This is a genomic window from Sporosarcina sp. SAFN-015 (assembly GCF_051966875.1).
In the GTDB taxonomy this organism is placed as follows: Bacteria; Bacillota; Bacilli; order Bacillales_A; family Planococcaceae; genus Sporosarcina.
On the sequence record NZ_JBQCKP010000006.1, the window covers coordinates 1 to 16296 of the forward strand.

At 41.6% G+C, this 16296-nt stretch carries 20 protein-coding genes; 1 reads left to right on the forward strand and 19 read right to left on the reverse strand.

Annotated features, from left to right (window positions below):
- From ACTHPA_RS11465 to ACTHPA_RS11500, 8 genes are all read right to left on the reverse strand, one after another.
- The coding region (locus ACTHPA_RS11465) for a S41 family peptidase (protein WP_440500395.1) at positions 1-714 on the reverse strand (714 nt) is incomplete at its 3' end.
- Between the two features lie 85 nt (positions 715-799).
- Positions 800-1501 carry a purine-nucleoside phosphorylase gene (gene deoD, locus ACTHPA_RS11470; protein ID WP_440500396.1) on the reverse strand — a complete coding sequence of 234 codons (702 nt, stop codon included), beginning with the start codon at positions 1499-1501 and terminating at the stop codon, positions 800-802.
- 81 nt (positions 1502-1582) lie between these two features.
- On the reverse strand, positions 1583-1804 hold the full coding sequence (locus tag ACTHPA_RS11475; RefSeq protein WP_440500397.1) for a YozE family protein: 222 nt from the start codon (positions 1802-1804) through the stop codon (positions 1583-1585).
- Positions 1805-1817: 13 nt separating this feature from the next.
- Positions 1818-2243 (reverse strand): peptide-methionine (R)-S-oxide reductase MsrB, encoded by a 426-nt coding sequence (gene msrB, locus ACTHPA_RS11480; protein ID WP_440500398.1) that lies wholly within the window; start codon positions 2241-2243, stop codon positions 1818-1820.
- Positions 2240-2770, reverse strand: a complete 531-nt coding sequence (gene msrA / locus ACTHPA_RS11485; RefSeq protein WP_440500399.1) for a peptide-methionine (S)-S-oxide reductase MsrA — start codon at positions 2768-2770, stop codon at positions 2240-2242. Before msrA ends, msrB begins: the two co-directional genes overlap by 4 nt.
- A 138-nt stretch (positions 2771-2908) precedes the next feature.
- Positions 2909-3484, reverse strand: a complete 576-nt coding sequence (locus ACTHPA_RS11490) for a YpmS family protein (RefSeq protein WP_440500400.1) — start codon at positions 3482-3484, stop codon at positions 2909-2911.
- Positions 3485-3496: 12 nt separating this feature from the next.
- Entirely contained in the window at positions 3497-4309 is an 813-nt protein-coding gene (locus ACTHPA_RS11495) for a GDSL-type esterase/lipase family protein (protein WP_440500402.1), read from the reverse strand.
- A gap of 47 nt (positions 4310-4356) precedes the next feature.
- The gene (locus ACTHPA_RS11500; protein WP_440500403.1) at positions 4357-5196 is read right to left on the reverse strand and encodes a DegV family protein; all 840 of its coding nucleotides are present in this window, start codon (positions 5194-5196) and stop codon (positions 4357-4359) included.
- 72 nt (positions 5197-5268) lie between these two features.
- Here ACTHPA_RS11500 and trhA point away from each other — a divergent pair, with 72 nt between their 5' ends.
- The gene (trhA, locus tag ACTHPA_RS11505; RefSeq protein ID WP_440500405.1) at positions 5269-5904 is read left to right on the forward strand and encodes a PAQR family membrane homeostasis protein TrhA; all 636 of its coding nucleotides are present in this window, start codon (positions 5269-5271) and stop codon (positions 5902-5904) included.
- A gap of 22 nt (positions 5905-5926) precedes the next feature.
- Here trhA and ACTHPA_RS11510 read toward each other — a convergent pair whose 3' ends face one another.
- The 11 genes from ACTHPA_RS11510 to ACTHPA_RS11560 form a co-directional block, all read right to left on the reverse strand.
- Positions 5927-6415 carry a dihydrofolate reductase gene (locus tag ACTHPA_RS11510; RefSeq protein WP_440500406.1) on the reverse strand — a complete coding sequence of 163 codons (489 nt, stop codon included), beginning with the start codon at positions 6413-6415 and terminating at the stop codon, positions 5927-5929.
- A 22-nt stretch (positions 6416-6437) separates the two neighbouring features.
- The gene (locus ACTHPA_RS11515; RefSeq protein WP_440500408.1) at positions 6438-7379 is read right to left on the reverse strand and encodes a thymidylate synthase; all 942 of its coding nucleotides are present in this window, start codon (positions 7377-7379) and stop codon (positions 6438-6440) included.
- 158 nt (positions 7380-7537) lie between these two features.
- Complete coding sequence (locus tag ACTHPA_RS11520; protein ID WP_440500410.1) at positions 7538-8140, reverse strand: YpjP family protein; 603 nt, start codon at positions 8138-8140, stop codon at positions 7538-7540.
- Positions 8141-8445: 305 nt separating this feature from the next.
- Positions 8446-9243, reverse strand: a complete 798-nt coding sequence (locus ACTHPA_RS11525; protein ID WP_440500411.1) for a class I SAM-dependent methyltransferase — start codon at positions 9241-9243, stop codon at positions 8446-8448.
- Complete coding sequence (locus ACTHPA_RS11530; RefSeq protein ID WP_440500413.1) at positions 9221-9658, reverse strand: BrxA/BrxB family bacilliredoxin; 438 nt, start codon at positions 9656-9658, stop codon at positions 9221-9223. Before ACTHPA_RS11530 ends, ACTHPA_RS11525 begins: the two co-directional genes overlap by 23 nt.
- Before the next feature lie 131 nt (positions 9659-9789).
- On the reverse strand, positions 9790-10569 hold the full coding sequence (gene ehuA, locus ACTHPA_RS11535; RefSeq protein WP_440500414.1) for an ectoine/hydroxyectoine ABC transporter ATP-binding protein EhuA: 780 nt from the start codon (positions 10567-10569) through the stop codon (positions 9790-9792).
- 17 nt (positions 10570-10586) lie between these two features.
- Positions 10587-11273, reverse strand: a complete 687-nt coding sequence (gene ehuD, locus ACTHPA_RS11540; RefSeq protein ID WP_440500415.1) for an ectoine/hydroxyectoine ABC transporter permease subunit EhuD — start codon at positions 11271-11273, stop codon at positions 10587-10589.
- A complete protein-coding gene (locus ACTHPA_RS11545) occupies positions 11270-11932 on the reverse strand; it encodes an amino acid ABC transporter permease (RefSeq protein WP_440500417.1) in 663 nt (220 codons plus the stop codon). Before ACTHPA_RS11545 ends, ehuD begins: the two co-directional genes overlap by 4 nt.
- An 80-nt stretch (positions 11933-12012) precedes the next feature.
- Positions 12013-12885, reverse strand: a complete 873-nt coding sequence (gene ehuB / locus ACTHPA_RS11550; RefSeq protein ID WP_440500418.1) for an ectoine/hydroxyectoine ABC transporter substrate-binding protein EhuB — start codon at positions 12883-12885, stop codon at positions 12013-12015.
- A gap of 344 nt (positions 12886-13229) precedes the next feature.
- The gene (locus ACTHPA_RS11555; protein ID WP_440500419.1) at positions 13230-14363 is read right to left on the reverse strand and encodes a conserved virulence factor C family protein; all 1134 of its coding nucleotides are present in this window, start codon (positions 14361-14363) and stop codon (positions 13230-13232) included.
- A gap of 17 nt (positions 14364-14380) precedes the next feature.
- Positions 14381-16267, reverse strand: a complete 1887-nt coding sequence (locus tag ACTHPA_RS11560; protein ID WP_440500420.1) for an ABC-F family ATP-binding cassette domain-containing protein — start codon at positions 16265-16267, stop codon at positions 14381-14383.
- Positions 16268-16296 lie beyond the last annotated feature (29 nt).

Consider the following 16296-nt stretch of genomic DNA (forward strand, 5'->3'; position numbering starts at 1 on the left):
TGTAATATGAATATGTGCAATATTGTTATCGAGCATTTCTGCATACACCGTTTCAATTGGAATGACGTCTCTTTCGATTTTTACGTCAAATGGCTCTCCCGCTTCGCCTCGGCGTACTGAAAGAGTGACCGTCGTCCCTTTTTTGCCGCGGATAAGAAGGACAGCTTCTGAAGAAGACATTCCTTGGATGCTCTTGCCGTCTACAGCGATGATCAAATCATTCGGCAGTAGGCCAGCACGTTCTGCTGGTGAATTCTTTATCGGTGAAACAACATTGATATACCCATTCATTTCCTGGATTTCTGCACCGATCCCTTCAAAGCTTGAAGAGATGCTTTCATTTAATTGACGAGCTTCCTTTTCATTCAAATAATCCGAAAAAGGGTCGCCGAGTGCTTCGATCATTCCGTTGATGGCACCATCAATCACTACTGATTCGTCAATATCGTTATAATACGTTTTCTTCATTTCATCGTAAGCTTCATATAGCTTTTTGAATTCCTTGCGCTCAGCTGAGGTGTTTTGAGGACTGACCACTTCTACGACCTTATCCTCTCCCGTCGTCAACGCAAAAAAGGTCACCGCAGCCGTCGCAAGAACGAGGCCGAATATGAGCATGACTAACGAAAACGGTTTCATTCGTATATAACGTTTCGCAGGCGGTTCATAGCTTGTTTCAGCTTCTTGGCCGCCGTTTTTCTCTTTTTCGTCCATCCCATTCCCCACTTTCTTTCCCGATATACCGGTTTATTCAAAAAAAGACCGCCGTTGATGCAGCGAGCGGTCCTCCGATGCACTATTATTGAATTGCAGCATCAAGTGCGACGACGATCATGTCATTGAATGTCGTTTGGCGTTCTTCGGCAGTAGTCACTTCTCCAGTTAAAATGTGGTCACTTACCGTCAATACTGATAGTGCTTGTCTTCCAAATTTTGCAGCTAATGTGTAAAGAGCTGCCGTTTCCATTTCAACAGCTAATACTCCGTATTGCGCAAGTTTTTCATGCTCTGCATGCTCATTGTAGAAGAAGTCTTCTGTGAAAACGTTACCTACTTTCAAATGAAGTCCTTTTTCCAAACCAGCATTATAAGCCTTTAGCAATAAATCGAAATCTGCTGTTGGTGCATAGTCGACACCATTGAAAAACGTCCGGTTGATCGGTGAATTCGTAGTAGCACTTTGAGCAATAATGACGTCACGAACTTTTACGTCTTTTTGAATTGCTCCGCAAGTACCTACACGGATTAATTTCTGTACATCGTATTCTTGCATTAGTTCATTGATGTAAATGGAGATGGATGGAACACCCATGCCTGTTCCTTGAACAGAGATGCGTTTCCCTTTATATGTTCCTGTATATCCGAACATATTTCTCACTTCATTATACTTAGTTACATCCTCTAAAAATGTTTCTGCGATATATTTTGCACGCAGTGGGTCTCCTGGCAGAAGGATCGTGTCTGCGATATCGCCTTTTTTCGCATTAATATGTATGCTCAAATTTATCCGCCTCACTTTCAAATTTCTTTTCTAATCATACAGTTATTCCACAGTTTATGCAATGGAGATGGTGATTCAAACCTATTGGAAACGCTCTTTGTACATTTCAAATAATTCATCAAATACTATACTTGGCATTTCGGGATCCGCTTTCTCCTCCAAGTAGCGTGACAGCGGGTCGAAGCCTTTTTCATCTTTCGGGAAGCTATGATCATTGAACATTGCCTCGGCGAATGCAGATTTCGGGTCACCTTTCTTCCCACCACGGAAAGATAAGACAAATTGATAAAAAGAACGATCCATCTTTTACCTCCTATCAGGCTTCAAACAAATAGGAATACTTGCTATAGCCTTCTTCTTCAAGTTTGTCTGCCGGGATAAAGCGCAATGCTGCGGAATTTATGCAATAGCGAAGTCCAGCCGGCCCTGGACCATCAGGAAACACATGTCCCAAATGGGAGTCGGCTGTTTTACTGCGTACTTCAGTCCTGCGCATACCATGGCTTGCATCAAAATGTTCTGTCACTTCTTCACTTTCGATCGGCTTCGTGAAACTTGGCCATCCGCATCCTGCATCGTATTTGTCTTTGGAGCTGAATAACGGCTTCCCTGAGACGATATCGACATAGATCCCCTCTTCATAATGACTGTCAAATTCATTGTTGAATGGCGGTTCTGTTCCATTTTGCTGTGTTACATAGTATTGCATATCGTTCAACTTATTTCGAAGATCTTCTTTCATGCTTTGTCACCCCAGTTTTCATATTTGAAACGCTCGCGTCCCGACCCGACCGAATACCGTTCGTAATGCGCAGGGTTTTTCATGTAATAATTTTGATGCCCTTCTTCTGCAGGATAAAACGGTTTGGCAGGTAGTATATCTGTTTGAATCGGTTTATCGAATTTTCCAGAAGCATCAAGCTCTTGTTTGGATTTCAGAGCGAGTTGCTGTTGTTCGGGAGTATGAGTGAAAATCGCAGTTTGATACGATTCACCACGATCGAAAAACTGTCCGCCGGCGTCCGTCGGATCAATCTGTTTCCAAAAAATAGTGAGCAGTTCATCATAAGAAATAACATCGTCATCGAAAGTGATTTGAACGGCTTCACGATGCCCAGTCGTATTCGTACAAACGAGCTCATAAGATGGATTTTCGACATCTCCTCCCGTATAACCGGAAACGACGGATAATACACCCTCATACCTATCAAAAGGTTTCACCATGCACCAAAAACATCCTCCCGCAAATGTCGCTTTTTGAATTGCCAAAAATACCCCTCCTCATTTAGAATGCGCAGGACGCCCGACTAGAAACGACGGGCATGAGACGAAGATGCATAGTGGCGCTCTTTGCCACGCAGCATATTCGACTTATGACCCCGAGTTTCTGGCGCCCGAAGCTGGACTTTAATCAGTTGGTATGGTCACTTCCAGCTCAATATTATCATTTACAAGATCAACCGATTTAGCCCTCACTTGTAAATCACCTGCAATTTCAAGCTCCGATAAGTGGATGAATATCTCTTCCTCTTTCGGTCTTACAATCATCCATGGCGGCAACTTGACCGAATCTCGTAATACACTCAAAACGGTAGACGGAGGCAGATTCAAATCTGCTATTTCCATAGATGTCTGTTTCAGCATTAAGTTTCCATCTTCCAGAACGACAGGATCAAAATGCATGATGAGGGGAAATGTAATTCCGAATGCAGTCAATTCGGAATGAAGACTTACATCATTTTTTATTTGCATTGTGACAGGGAGCTTTTCTCCCTTCATCGCTTTCCGGATATAATTATTCGCAAGCGCCTGCAAATCATTTCGAGTCGCTTTAACGCTCAACACGCTGCCTTTTGGCGCATATTGATCCATCGGCGGAAGCGGGTCCGAATCCCCCGGACTTTCAAGAAAAATCACTAGCGCAATAACAGCGGATGCTATTAGTCCGGCAAGGACAAAAAATGCTATTTTCCAAATATTCAACAACGGTCACCTCTACATATCCAATTTTCCATCCGACAATTCCGTCAAACCGCATTGATCGATTTTTTCAATAAAGCGATTTGCCATCGATTCATATCCTTTCGCATTTGGATGAAAAAAATCGGAGTGGTATACCATGTTCTCATTACTTATAAACAAGTCGACGACAGGGACAAAACATGCCTTTCCGTCCATGATCGTCTGAATTTCAATCGCTTCATTCCAATCATCGATGACCGTTTCGAATTCATTCGCTTCATGAGTAACGATTGACAGCGGATTGTATAATCCCGAGACGACAATGACGGCATCCCCATTCAATCCGCGTATCATCTTAAATATCTCATCAAGCCGATTTTCAAACTTGCCTAACTCGGCATAAAAAGGCTTAGCGGTCAAATTGAAAAGATTCGCTTTCACAACTTTCATTATGTCATTCCCGCCGATTGTCATATAGATGACATCTGCCTTTTTGATCTCGTCCTGGATATCCTTTTTTTCCAATTGATCGATTAATTGATCGCTTCGCCTTCCTCTTTTGGCCAAATTTTTCGATTCAATCTCTTCGACGCCTTTCCAATCATTCATCGCTAGTGCAACGCGCCCGAAATACCCATCCCTTTTATACTCATCTCCCACCCCTTGGGTCAGTGAATCCCCAAGACCGATGACAGTGACCTTTTCAGGAACGAAATAATCCGGGACATTAAAATCCGAAAATGCAACGCCCTCTCTTTCAGAGAAAGCAGACGTATTTGAAACGTCTATCTCCTGACACCCGGTTAAAACGAATGAGAAGACGATGATTAGGAAAATTCTTCTCATAAACACAGTTCCCCTTTTATTTGTTATTGAACCGTCCAGTTCGACAATCAGTCCGTATAATACATGAAACCGATTGCCCCTTCACCTGTATGCGTACTAATAATTGGTGAAGTGAAGGAGAATTTAACATCTTTCAAACCGGATTCTTCTATTAATTGTAATAGCGGTTCAGCCATTGCCATACCATTTGCGTGCGAAATGCCGATTGAACGGATGATTTTGCCGGCAGTCTCTTCCTTGAAAGCCTTAAATAAGTGTGAAACGACTTGTTTGTGGCTCCGCGCTTTGGCAACCGGTGTGTAAACGCCTTCTTGCAAAGTCGCAATCGGTTTGATATTCAATAAAGAACCGATCAATGCCTTCCCTTTACCTATGCGGCCGCCTTTCACAAGATTATCTAACATATCGACGACAACGAATAATGTTGTGTTTTTGCGTACGTCAGCCAATCGACTTGTTATCTCATCCACACTTTTCCCTTCTTTAGCCATTTTGGCAGCTTCTACAACTTGGAACGTCAACGCATGGGAAATAAACATAGAATCAATGACAGTCACTTTCGTGTCCGTCATTTCAGCTGCGGCTTCTGCTGATTTTACAGTGCCACTCATTCCACCGGTCATATGGATGGAAATGATTTCGCTTCCGTCTTCACCGAGACGATCATATAATTCTTTGAAAACGCCTGCAGCAGGCTGTGAGCTTTTCGGGAGCTCTTTGCTTCCTTTCATCTTTTCGATGAATGATTCAGGTTGAATATCGATTCCATCCGTATACGTATTGCCGTCAATATGGATTGTTAGCGGAACAACATGAATATCATATTGATTAGTATAGTTTTCGATTAAATCCGCGGTGGAGTCTGTAACGATATGAATTTTTTTCAAAAATAGCACTTCCTTTATAATATTGGCGGCGGTTAATGTATGTTAGAATTGTAAATGCAAGGAGGTTTGCGTATGTCCGAAGCATTTGATTATAAAAATTCACGAGAGGAACTTTGGAATGCCATCACACACGGCATTGGATTTGCATTGAGCATTCCAGCGCTTGTCTTGCTCATCATCGAAGGAACTAATCACGGCAGTGCAACCGCAGTCGTCAGCTTCACCATTTTTGGAGCATCGATGGTTCTTTTATTCCTCATGAGCACACTTTTACACAGCATGCCAGCAAAACTGAAAAAATTGTTTTCCGTTTTCGACCATTCGGCTATCTATGTCCTTATCGCTGGGACGTATACGCCATTTTTATTAGTGACGATAAAAGGGGCCCTTGGCTGGTCGCTTTTTGGTGTCATTTGGGGACTCGCCATCCTCGGGATACTTTTCAAAGTGTTTTTCATCCATAAATACGAAGCTGTTTCACTAGTCTTCTATATTGTAATGGGATGGCTAATCATTTCCGCCATCAAACCGCTATACACCAATTTGCCGATCGAAGGCTTCGCATTATTAGTGATTGGTGGAATCCTTTACACGTTCGGCTCGATTTTCTATGCATGGAGAAAGATCCCTTTCAACCATGCGATTTGGCATATTTTCGTCATTGCCGGCAGTGCATCTATGTTTTTCAGCGTCCTCCTTTATGTGTGAGGACGCTTTTTCGTTTTCCTAGTCAGGCATTCGAAGTCCTATCAAATACTAAATAAGAGTAAGGGATGCCATCTTCTGTGTAATGATCTTCCGATTCAGACACAAGCTTCCAGCTCTCATCATGTTCGGGGAAAAACGTGTCGCCTTCGTATTCTTTCCTAATGATCGTTATGTAAAGACGATCAGCAATATCCATCGACATATTGAATATTTCGGCACCACCGATGATAACAACTTCATCGGAATACTCTTTCCCCCGTTCAATCGCCTGTTGCAGACCATGGAACACTTCTACTCCTGCCGCTTGATAATCTTTGTTTCGTGTAACAACTATATTCAACCGACCCGGCAACGGGCGACCGATTGATTCGAACGTTTTTCTTCCCATAATTATAGCTTTACCCATCGTTACTTTTTTAAAGTATTTCAGCTCTTCTGGGATATGCCATGGCATTTTATTATCGATTCCAATCACTCGGTTCAAGTCATATGCTACAAGTAAAGAAATCATCTAGTACCATCCTCTTTCCCTGTTATACTGCAATCGGCGCTTTTATTTTTGGATATGGATCATAACCTTCAACTGTGATATCCTCGTAAGTCAACTCAAAAATGGATTTCCCGTCTGTATTCAATTTCAATGTAGGCAATTTTTTCGGAGTTCTTGATAATTGTTCCTTCATTTGCTCTATGTGGTTCAAATATATATGGGCATCCCCTAGCGTATGGACGAATTCGCCAACTTCCAAATTGCATTCATGTGCAATTAAATGGACGAGTAAAGCGTATGATGCAATGTTAAAAGGAACGCCAAGGAAAACATCGGCACTTCTTTGATAAAGCTGGCACGAGAGCTTGCCGTCCGCTACGTAAAACTGGAACAATGCATGGCAAGGCGGCAGCGCCATATCGTTCACTTCGGACGGATTCCATGCAGTTACAATATGTCTGCGAGAATCTGGATTCCGTTTAATACCTTCAATCAACTGCTCAATTTGGTCGATGACACCGTCTCCTGAACTCCAAGATCTCCACTGTTTCCCGTAAATCGGACCTAAATCACCGTATTTTGCAGCAAACTCGTCATCTTCAACTATGCGCTTCTTATATGTTGCCATTTCCTCTTTATATGTACGTTCAAACTCTTCATCTTGAAGACTGCGACGACCGAAATCCGTCATGTCTGGCCCATTATATTCGTCACTTGTCACCCAACGTTCAAAGCCCCATTCGTCCCATATCGGATTGCGGTCATTGATTAATGTCCGAAGAGAAGTGTCTCCTTTTAGAAACCATAATAATTCCGAAGTGATCAATCGAAAGGCCGTTTTCTTTGTCGTCATCAATGGGAATCCTTTTTGGAGATCGTATCTCATTTGATACCCAAATACGCTTATTGTTCCAGTCCCGGTTCTATCTTCTTTAACAGTTCCATGTTCAAGAATATGGGAGCATAAATCCAAATATTGTTTCATGATCGAATCCTCCTTGTGCTTACTTGTCAGTATAGCAAAAACTGAAAGCAATTTCGCCTAGCGGTCATCGCATATTCATTATTATTGAACAAGCCAGTTAAAACTTGGAATTTAAGCATCCATAAAAGTACAAAAAAAGCCGCCGAAACGGTATTGTCTTATGACAACCATTTCGGCGGCGTGTTTTTGGACCAATAAATATCTCCAAGTGAATGATGGACAGTAAAACCGTCTTCGGCAGTATGGTAATGGAAGTTATAGAAATAACCGTCCAACGGTCTTTTCTCTGTTCTTACATGAAAACGAATCAAATCTTTGTCATTCTCTGTGTCGGCAACATGAAACATTTTCTCGGCATAATCACCGGAAGGATATTCAGTAATGGAGAGCATTCTATTATCAAGTCCTCCAGCAGAAGCTACTGTATCTTGAATGACCTCTTCAATTTTCGGAAAAATAGTGCTATCAAATTCATTTTGGATGACGGGTCCAATTCTAGATCCAAATTTCATGTATGCCAATTCCTTCGCAGGATGAAAAAGAGCGTCTTCAATAGAAAGGGAAGATTCAAATGATTCACGTTCAAAAATGGAATCCTCTAGCCCTAATTGTAAATCATGTTTGGATGTCGTTGGAAGGTTAGCTTCCCTCGTATCGTCTTTCGGCTGTAGATTTGTCCAAATTTCATGATTTGGCGAAATGACGCCAAGTGTAAGTACCGCAACGAGTGCAATGAAAATATTTTGTAAATACTTCTTCATTTGGCCACCTGCTCTTTATGTATTTTATATTTTTTATAGTAATAGTTTGCTATGTTGTTTTATTCGTAAATTGTCGATGTCTTTCCTAATATTACGAAAAGGGCTTGAAAAGGTTTCATATTTCCTAAATTCATTGTACAATAAAACTGAACATAATTGTGAGGTTTTATGAAGGAGGTTTTATAAATGAACGTAGAATTACTTATGGGAATTGGTTTACTCGTACTCGTCCTTTATTTAAGCTCATTAAATTTTACAAACTGATACAAAAAGTCGTCCACCCCACAATGGAATGGACGACTTTTTCATTTCGACAAAAACCCAAAATGAAATTTAGTGTTCTTTCTAATTTTTCGCTGCATGGAAAATTGGGTAAATACATCTGAATCAAATCGATCTTTCACGACAACGCGTCGCTTGCATACCCGGAAGGCTTCCTCGATCCACTTTTCTGTCAAGGAAGTATGTACGCCTGCTTGACGAAGAGGTTTGAAATTCGATGATTCTTCGATCGGTGCTTGAAACATCGGGTCAATGTATACAACATCCCAAGAGTTATCCGATTGATTCGCCAGAAACTCAATCGCTTCCGATTGAATGACTTCGATTTTCTGCATGGACGTTTCCAATGCTTCGAAATTGGCTGGAAACTGTTGAAGGCCAGTTTTCACTAAAAAAGCTACAGTAGGATCCGCTTCCAACCCAACGCATTTCCCTTCTTCACCTATTATATAGGAAGCAATTATGCTATCCGATGCCAAACCTAGTGTACAATCGAGGAAAGTATCCCCTATCGTTAATGCGCTAGCTTCAACGAGCGGATCTGTTTCACCCTTTATGATGCGTTTTAAACGGAAAGCTGCGGAATTCGGATGAAAGAATAATGGGTGCTCCATTCCTACGCGGAACAGTTCATAACGTTCTTTACCTGCTACAAGGACATCGGCTGAATATTCACGATGCATAAGCGAAACTGAACGCTTCTTCCTTTCCACAATCGGAAAACCGAGCTCCCTGCTAGCGACTGCTGCCAATTCATGAGTAATCGCATCAGGTCTACCTGCAGTTGTGATGATTGTCTTATTTTGCACAAACTTGTTCAAGAACGCCGCTCAAATGATCTTTGATCTGTTCCATTTCAAAATTCTCGATTTGTTCTCTTGGAATGAAATAGGCAAGAGCCCCATCCTTCCAAACAGCGATGGAAGGAGAGCTAGGTGGAACTTCAGGGAAATAGCTTCTCATTTCCTCTGTCGCTTCTTTATCCTGTCCGGCAAACACTGTTAACAGATGATCTGGTTTGTTTTCAGCTGCGTGCAATGCTTCTCTGACTGCTGGACGAGCAAGTCCTGCTGCACAACCGCAAACCGAATTGATGACAACTAAAGCCGTGCCATCTATGGATTTCATCGTTTCTTCCACTTCTTCAGCTGTTGTCAGTTCAGTGAAACCCGTTTGGACAAGCTCCTCCCGCATCGGTTTCACAATTCCTTTCATGTACTCATCGTACGCATTCATTTATAAAATCCCCTTTCGAAAATTCACTACTGTCAGTATCATTCTACAGTGAAAACGAAACGATTTCATGTTTTCGATATTATTCAATAAAACTGATGGCCTGATTGTTTACATAATATAATTATGATTATTTATCTGTTGTTTGTAAAACGTGACAGGAAATCCCGTAATCTCGCGCTTTTCGGATTTATTAAAATGTCATTCGGATGTCCTTCTTCTTCAATAACCCCTTCATTTAAGAAAAGAACTCTGTCAGCTATATCCAAAGCAAAATCCATTTCATGAGTTACTAGAATCATAGCCATCTCGCCTGATTTGGCAAGATCACGGATGACTTCCAATACCTCACCGACAAGTTCTGGATCTAATGCTGATGTTACTTCATCGAAGAGCATTACTTTCGGTCTCATCATTAAAGCTCTTGCCATGGCAACCCTTTGCTTCTGCCCCCCTGATAATTGGTTCGGATAGAGATCGACTTTATCGGCAAGACCTACTTTCTCCAACATTTCAAGCGCCATTTCCCGAACTTCTTCACGTTTCTTCTTTTTCACAATTGTCGGCGCTAGCATACAGTTTTCTAAAATGGTCATATGTGGAAAAAGATTAAAATGCTGAAACACCATTCCGATATCGCCGCGGATTTTTCGTAAATGCTTGTCATCCGCTTCAACGAGCTCACTTTTCTTATTTCTCATTTCCCAAAGGTTCTCTCCATCGACAATAATGATACCTGAAGTTGGTTTTTCCAACGTCATTAGTAAACGGATAATCGTCGTTTTACCTGATCCGCTCGGACCGATCAATGCGATTTTTTCTCCTTGTTTAACGTCCAGATCTATACCTTTCAAGACTTCCACTTCTCCAAACGATTTATGGATGTCTTTATACTGTACTATTGGTTCTTCCATCAATATTCTCCTTCTCTTTATAACGTTGCCGTTTTTTTGTCGAAACGCCGATTATACTTTTTTTCAAGTTTATTGATCAACAAGGCGGATGGGTAGCTTAGTAATAGGAAAAATAACGCGACGACTGTCAAAGGCTCCACATATTTATAATATTGAGCACCATAATCATTCGCCAAATGCAACATTGCAACGACCCCGATCGTTGACGCTAGTGGCACTTCTTTGAACATGATGATCAAGTAATTACCTAGCATCGGAATAGTCGGCGGTATTGCTTGCGGCAAGATAATATGCCGCCATTTTTGTGGTGTTGATAAATTTAAAGCGGTCGATGCTTCCCATTGTCCTTTTTCGACACTTTCGATTCCGGAACGATACACTTCTGATGTGTACGTACTGAAGTGGATGCCAAGTCCGAGAATTGCAGCTACGAAAGGATTCAGCGCTACACCTACTACCGGAACTGCCGGCCACGCAAAATAAATGAAAAACAATTGTACAAGCGGCGGAGTTGATCGGATGAATTCAGCAATCCATTTGAATAGCCAATTTATCGGCCTTATTGGAATACGGCTCATGAACACCCAGAAAAAACCGAAAATCAGTGCGAATAAGTAACAAGCAATTGTCAAACCTAACGTGATCCACAAACCTTTGAAAATGATAGGGATTGCATCAATAAATACTTCCCAGCTCCAAGTCATCCGTGAACCACACCTTTCTTAGAGACCTTTTCCATCTTCCGAGTGAAACCGATGAGCGGCAGTGCAAGGAGGAAGTAAAAGATTAAAATGATAATGTAAACGATTGGCGCTTCTTGTAAATGCGTGCTTCTATAGATATTTCCGTAGTACAACAAATCAGTTAATCCAATTAAAGATACAAGCGAAGTTGCTTTTAAAATTTGAATTAAATAATTTCCATACTCCGGCAACATCATTCGTATTGCCTGCGGGATTATAATATGCCGCATCCTTTGAAATCTGGAGAGATTTAAGGCGATTGAAGCTTCTGTCTGACCTGGTGGAACCGATAGAATAGCCCCTCTCACTATTTCAGACATATATGCGCCGTAGTTCAAGGAGATCGCCAATACCGCTACCCAAATATCGCTTCCGAGATGAATATTAAATAGACCAGGCAATGCATAGGAAAACCAAAAAAGTTGGACGATTAACGAAGTTCCCCTGAAGATTTCTACATAAAATCCTGTAAAACCGGTCAACAATTTATTTTGGGAGACTCTGGACAGGCCAGCAATTACTGCGATGATTGAAGAAAGAATGATGGAAAGCGCTAGTACGATCAACGTCACTTTTAGTCCCCTCATTAACATAAGGGTTATATCCGGAATGGAACTCATAAAAACAACTCCAATAATGTTCTAATCATTCAAATAAGAAACAGGGTCACACCTATTTAGGCCTGACCCTCGCCCTTCTCTTAGTAATTCTTACCACTACAAATACTTTCTGTCGTAAGTGCAGGATCTACTACATTCATTTCCTCAGTAAATCCGTATGGCTCAATAAGCTCGGCAATTTTTCCGCTTTCCTTCAACTTTTTCAGCTCAGCATTATACGCTTCCCTTAATTCATCATCATCAATGCGGAACGCTGCAGCCCCATAGCTAGGTACACCTTCAATTTCAGGCTGAACAAAGTCGGAGACAAACTCCAGCTTTTCTTGGTCTGCCGACTCCAACGCCATTTTGATTGTCATTTCTGTGCCTGTTGTCGCATGTGCCCTGCCCGATGAAACTGCGGCAAATGATGCAGGAATGTCCGGCACCATCATAATTTGTTTTTCGTCAACACCTTCACGGATCATAAAATCCTTTTCTGTTGCTCCACTCATAACAGCGACTGTGATTTCCGGATTCGCCGCAATATCTGCATAACTATGCAAATTCTCCGGGTTACCAGCTGCGACGATCAACCCTTCTCCGTATTGCATTTCAGGCTCGCCGAAGTCAACACTATTGCAACGATCAGGCGTAATTGCCATTCCTGCAGTTATGACATCGAATTTCCCGGCACCAAGCCCGGGGATCAACTGGCCGAAATCAGAAAGATGACCGTCAACTTCTTCTATGCCAAGATTCTCAAAGACCGCTTTTGCAATAGCGACCGCGCCACCTTTGAGCTCTCCATCTTCTTCATATGCATACGGTTTCTCGTTAGCGAATCCTACTTTCACTACCCCTTTTTCCTGTAGCGAATTCAATACACCTTCACCTGATGCTGAATCTTCACTGCTGCATGCAGCAAGCAGTACGAGCACAATTGCCAAAATACCAATCTTAAATTTTCTCACAATGTTCCTCCTTTTATTTTTTCATCAAACACAATAATTTGATAGTTAACAGGTTAACATAGGGAATTTTATTCATCAACCCACTTCTTTCCTTTTTTCGATAACAACGAAATAAAAAAGCCTTTTAAAACCCTTTAATATAACGTTTATTGCTAACTAAATAATTTCATTTTTTTTTTGGATAAAGCAGAAAATTAATTTGTAAGCGTTATCTAATTTGAAAATACTCCAGTTTTTTTTATGGTTTTTTCCAGTTCTAACAATACATTTTGATAAAAAAATAATAAAACACCAGCAAGTGTATTTAAGCACACTCGCTGGTGTTTTTAGACAGATTTCGACAATTATTCGGATGAACTACTATGCAATTCGGTCATCTGCTTCCAGATGGAACCTTTTGCTTCTTCTCCTTCTGTGATTCTTGCAATAGCCATGCGTACTTGCAGCTTCACTTCAAATTCAGGATCATTTTCAGCTTCATGTAATGCATCCAACGCGTTTTCAGTGCCCGATTCATATAAGAACATCGCTGCACGCCATCTGACAAGCTTGTTCTTATCTTTCAATGCCTCTATAGCAGCTTTCTCAAAGCCTGCAAAGCCTAAATCGCTCATGCAGTCGCCTGCTGTTCGGCGTACCGCCCAACTTTTATCCTTCAATGCTTTTTCCACATATGGAATGACAGACTCGTCTTCAATCATGCCGAGGTAAACCGTAGCAAGGCGGCGAATGGACATTTTTTCATCTTCCAGCGCACGATCAAGCAATGGAAGATCGGAAACGTCTGGATCTGGCATTTGATCAATCAATTGGAATCGTTTTTCCCATTCTTCCACATTGAAATCATCCAAAGTGACTTTGCGTTTTCGTTCTTCTACATTGCTTTTCCCCTGTTCTGATCGGTTTATAATTTCCTCTAAACGTTCATCAGGATATGCGGCTTCGACTTCCAGCACGACAGTTTCGCCAATTTCTTGCTTTTCTCCATATCGAATGCCATAATCTGCCCATTTACGGAGGAGAATATAGTTTTCCACTTCCGTACTATGCACTTTTTCCATCGCTTCGCGGAATCGGTCGCTTAACCCAAATCGCAATTCGGAATCACTATCGAAAACTTTCACTTGAAGAGGAATGTCTTTATACGTTTGAACATGAACATACACTTCTCCGTAATGATCATCTGGTGTTTGCTCGTCAACTCGGCTAACGTCCACTGACTCTTCGTTGAAAATAGCTTGCACTTCAGCAAGTATATTTTCCCAAGCAACGTTACCGATACGTTCAACTGCCATGAAATCCATCACATGGTAGATTCCTTTTACGCCTTTTATAGAAAGTATTTTCGATACAGGATGAGGTGCAGTCTCGGCGTCTTCTTTTTTATAGTTATGGCTGACACCCATCGGAAGCTCTTTGTCCAAAATAATCTTCATGGAGTTTGGACTTGGTGTCGGTTCTATCGTTACAATTTTCATTTCGAACACTCCTCACTTTATGATCCGGATATTTCTTGTAAATATGTCCATCGTTCAATCAAACGCTCGTATTCAGCATTCAGATCATCCAGCGTCTTTGTCAATTCACGCAAACGATCATAATTCGATCCGAATTCAATCATTTCGGCTTCCGTCGAATCAATTTTCGCCTCAATATTCTCGATGTCCTGCTCAATTGTTTCCCATTCCTTTTTCTCTGAATAGGTCATTCGCTTTTTAGCAATGGTCGGCTCGGGCGGTTGCTGAACCGGAGCTTCTTTTTTAGAAGTGACTACATTAGCTTTATCGATTTCTGCTTCAAGATATTCGGAATAAAGGCCGTATAGCACGTCAATATTTCCAGAGCCATCTAATACCCAAAGCTTCGTAGATGTCCTATCAAGGAAAAAGCGATCATGTGAGATTGTCATCACGACACCTGGAAATGAATCAATAAAGGATTCGAGCACTGATAAAGTTTCGATATCGAGGTCATTCGTCGGTTCATCAAGCAACAATACATTTGGCTGTTCCATGAGCAATTTTAACAAATAAAGCCTTTTCCTTTCTCCACCGGATAACTTTCCGATCGGAGTTCCATGTGCTGATGAAGGAAACAGAAAACGTTCGAGCATTTGCGTAGCAGAAATTCTGGCACCAGCTCCATCTTCAATGTCATTCGACGTTTCCCGAATGTATTCAATAATTCGTTTGTTTTCGTCCATATGCGGTAGATGCTGATGAAAATGCGCTATTTTCACGGTAGATCCCATCTCTATTGAGCCGCTATCCGGTTCGAGATCTTTCGCAAACAGTTTCATAAGCGTCGATTTTCCTGCACCGTTCGGACCAACGATAGCTATGCGGTCCCCCGATTGCAAAATGCAACTGAAACGATCAATTATTTTGTTATGATTGAAAGCCTTTGAAATATCATGCGTCTCAATGACTTTTTTGCCGAGACGGGATGTTTTCAATGACACATCCATGTCAACAGCAGGGCCATCTTTTTTCAGATTCTCTTGAAGCTCTTCGAATCGGCCGATCCGAGCCTTCTGCTTCGTCGATCTAGCTTTTGCCCCACGCCTGATCCATTTTAACTCCGTTCGGTATCTGTTTCGCATCTTAGCATCTGTCGCTTCCGCCATCTCTTCCCTGATCGCCTTCGATTCCAAATAATCGGCGAAATTTCCGGTATGCGTGTAAAGCGTACGATCGGCCAATTCATAAATATGGGTAGATACCTCATCAAGGAAATAGCGGTCATGTGTAATGAACATGACAGCCCCTTGCTCACTCTTCAAGTATTCCTGCAACCATGTGATTGACTGTACATCAAGGTGGTTGGTAGGCTCATCCAAAAGTAGAAGATCGGCAGGTTCGATAATCACTTTTGTCAAGGCGACACGTTTCTGTTGTCCTCCGGAAAGCTCGCCCATTTTTTTATTGAAAGTGTCAATTCCAAGCTTTGTCAGAACCATCCTCGCTTTTGTGTTCAAATCCCAAGCGGATCGTGCGTCCATCTCATTTTGCAACCTCGAAAAACGTTCTTGATTTTCTGCAGATGAGGAATCAGCTGAAAGTGCTGCAAGCGCATATTCATATTCCAAATTCAATTTGATTATCGGTGCATCTGACATGAATACTGTTTCCATTACAGTTTTGTCAGGATCTACTAAAGGGGTTTGTGGTAAATAGGAGATGCTATATTTATTTGGATGTTCTTTGCTGATAGAATCTGCATCCTCTACACCGGCAATGATGGAAAGAAGAGTTGACTTACCGGTTCCGTTAATCCCAATTAAGCCTACTTTTTCCCCACTTACTATCGTGAAAGAAATATCACGGAACAATGTTTTTTCTCCGACGCTTTTCGTTAAATTCTCTACAATCAATTGGCTCATAACAACACATCCATTTCTACTAACTGCAT

What these genes read in the sequence shown, in the direction of transcription:
- ACTHPA_RS11475 (WP_440500397.1), bottom strand. Translation starts at nt 1,804, where the DNA reads ATGGATCGTTCTTTTTATCAATTTGTCTTATCTTTCCGTGGTGGGAAG.
- ACTHPA_RS11555 (WP_440500419.1), bottom strand. Translation starts at nt 14,363, where the DNA reads ATGAAAATTGTAACGATAGAACCGACACCAAGTCCAAACTCCATGAAG.
- ACTHPA_RS11515 (WP_440500408.1), bottom strand. Translation starts at nt 7,379, where the DNA reads ATGAAACAATATTTGGATTTATGCTCCCATATTCTTGAACATGGAACT.
- ehuD (WP_440500415.1), bottom strand. Translation starts at nt 11,273, where the DNA reads ATGACTTGGAGCTGGGAAGTATTTATTGATGCAATCCCTATCATTTTC.
- ACTHPA_RS11510 (WP_440500406.1), bottom strand. Translation starts at nt 6,415, where the DNA reads ATGATTTCTTTACTTGTAGCATATGACTTGAACCGAGTGATTGGAATC.
- ACTHPA_RS11560 (WP_440500420.1), bottom strand. Translation starts at nt 16,267, where the DNA reads ATGAGCCAATTGATTGTAGAGAATTTAACGAAAAGCGTCGGAGAAAAA.
- ACTHPA_RS11530 (WP_440500413.1), bottom strand. Translation starts at nt 9,658, where the DNA reads ATGAATGCGTACGATGAGTACATGAAAGGAATTGTGAAACCGATGCGG.
- ACTHPA_RS11520 (WP_440500410.1), bottom strand. Translation starts at nt 8,140, where the DNA reads ATGAAGAAGTATTTACAAAATATTTTCATTGCACTCGTTGCGGTACTT.
- trhA (WP_440500405.1), top strand. Translation starts at nt 5,269, where the DNA reads ATGTCCGAAGCATTTGATTATAAAAATTCACGAGAGGAACTTTGGAAT.
- ehuA (WP_440500414.1), bottom strand. Translation starts at nt 10,569, where the DNA reads ATGGAAGAACCAATAGTACAGTATAAAGACATCCATAAATCGTTTGGA.
- ACTHPA_RS11545 (WP_440500417.1), bottom strand. Translation starts at nt 11,932, where the DNA reads ATGAGTTCCATTCCGGATATAACCCTTATGTTAATGAGGGGACTAAAA.
- msrB (WP_440500398.1), bottom strand. Translation starts at nt 2,243, where the DNA reads ATGAAAGAAGATCTTCGAAATAAGTTGAACGATATGCAATACTATGTA.
- ACTHPA_RS11495 (WP_440500402.1), bottom strand. Translation starts at nt 4,309, where the DNA reads ATGAGAAGAATTTTCCTAATCATCGTCTTCTCATTCGTTTTAACCGGG.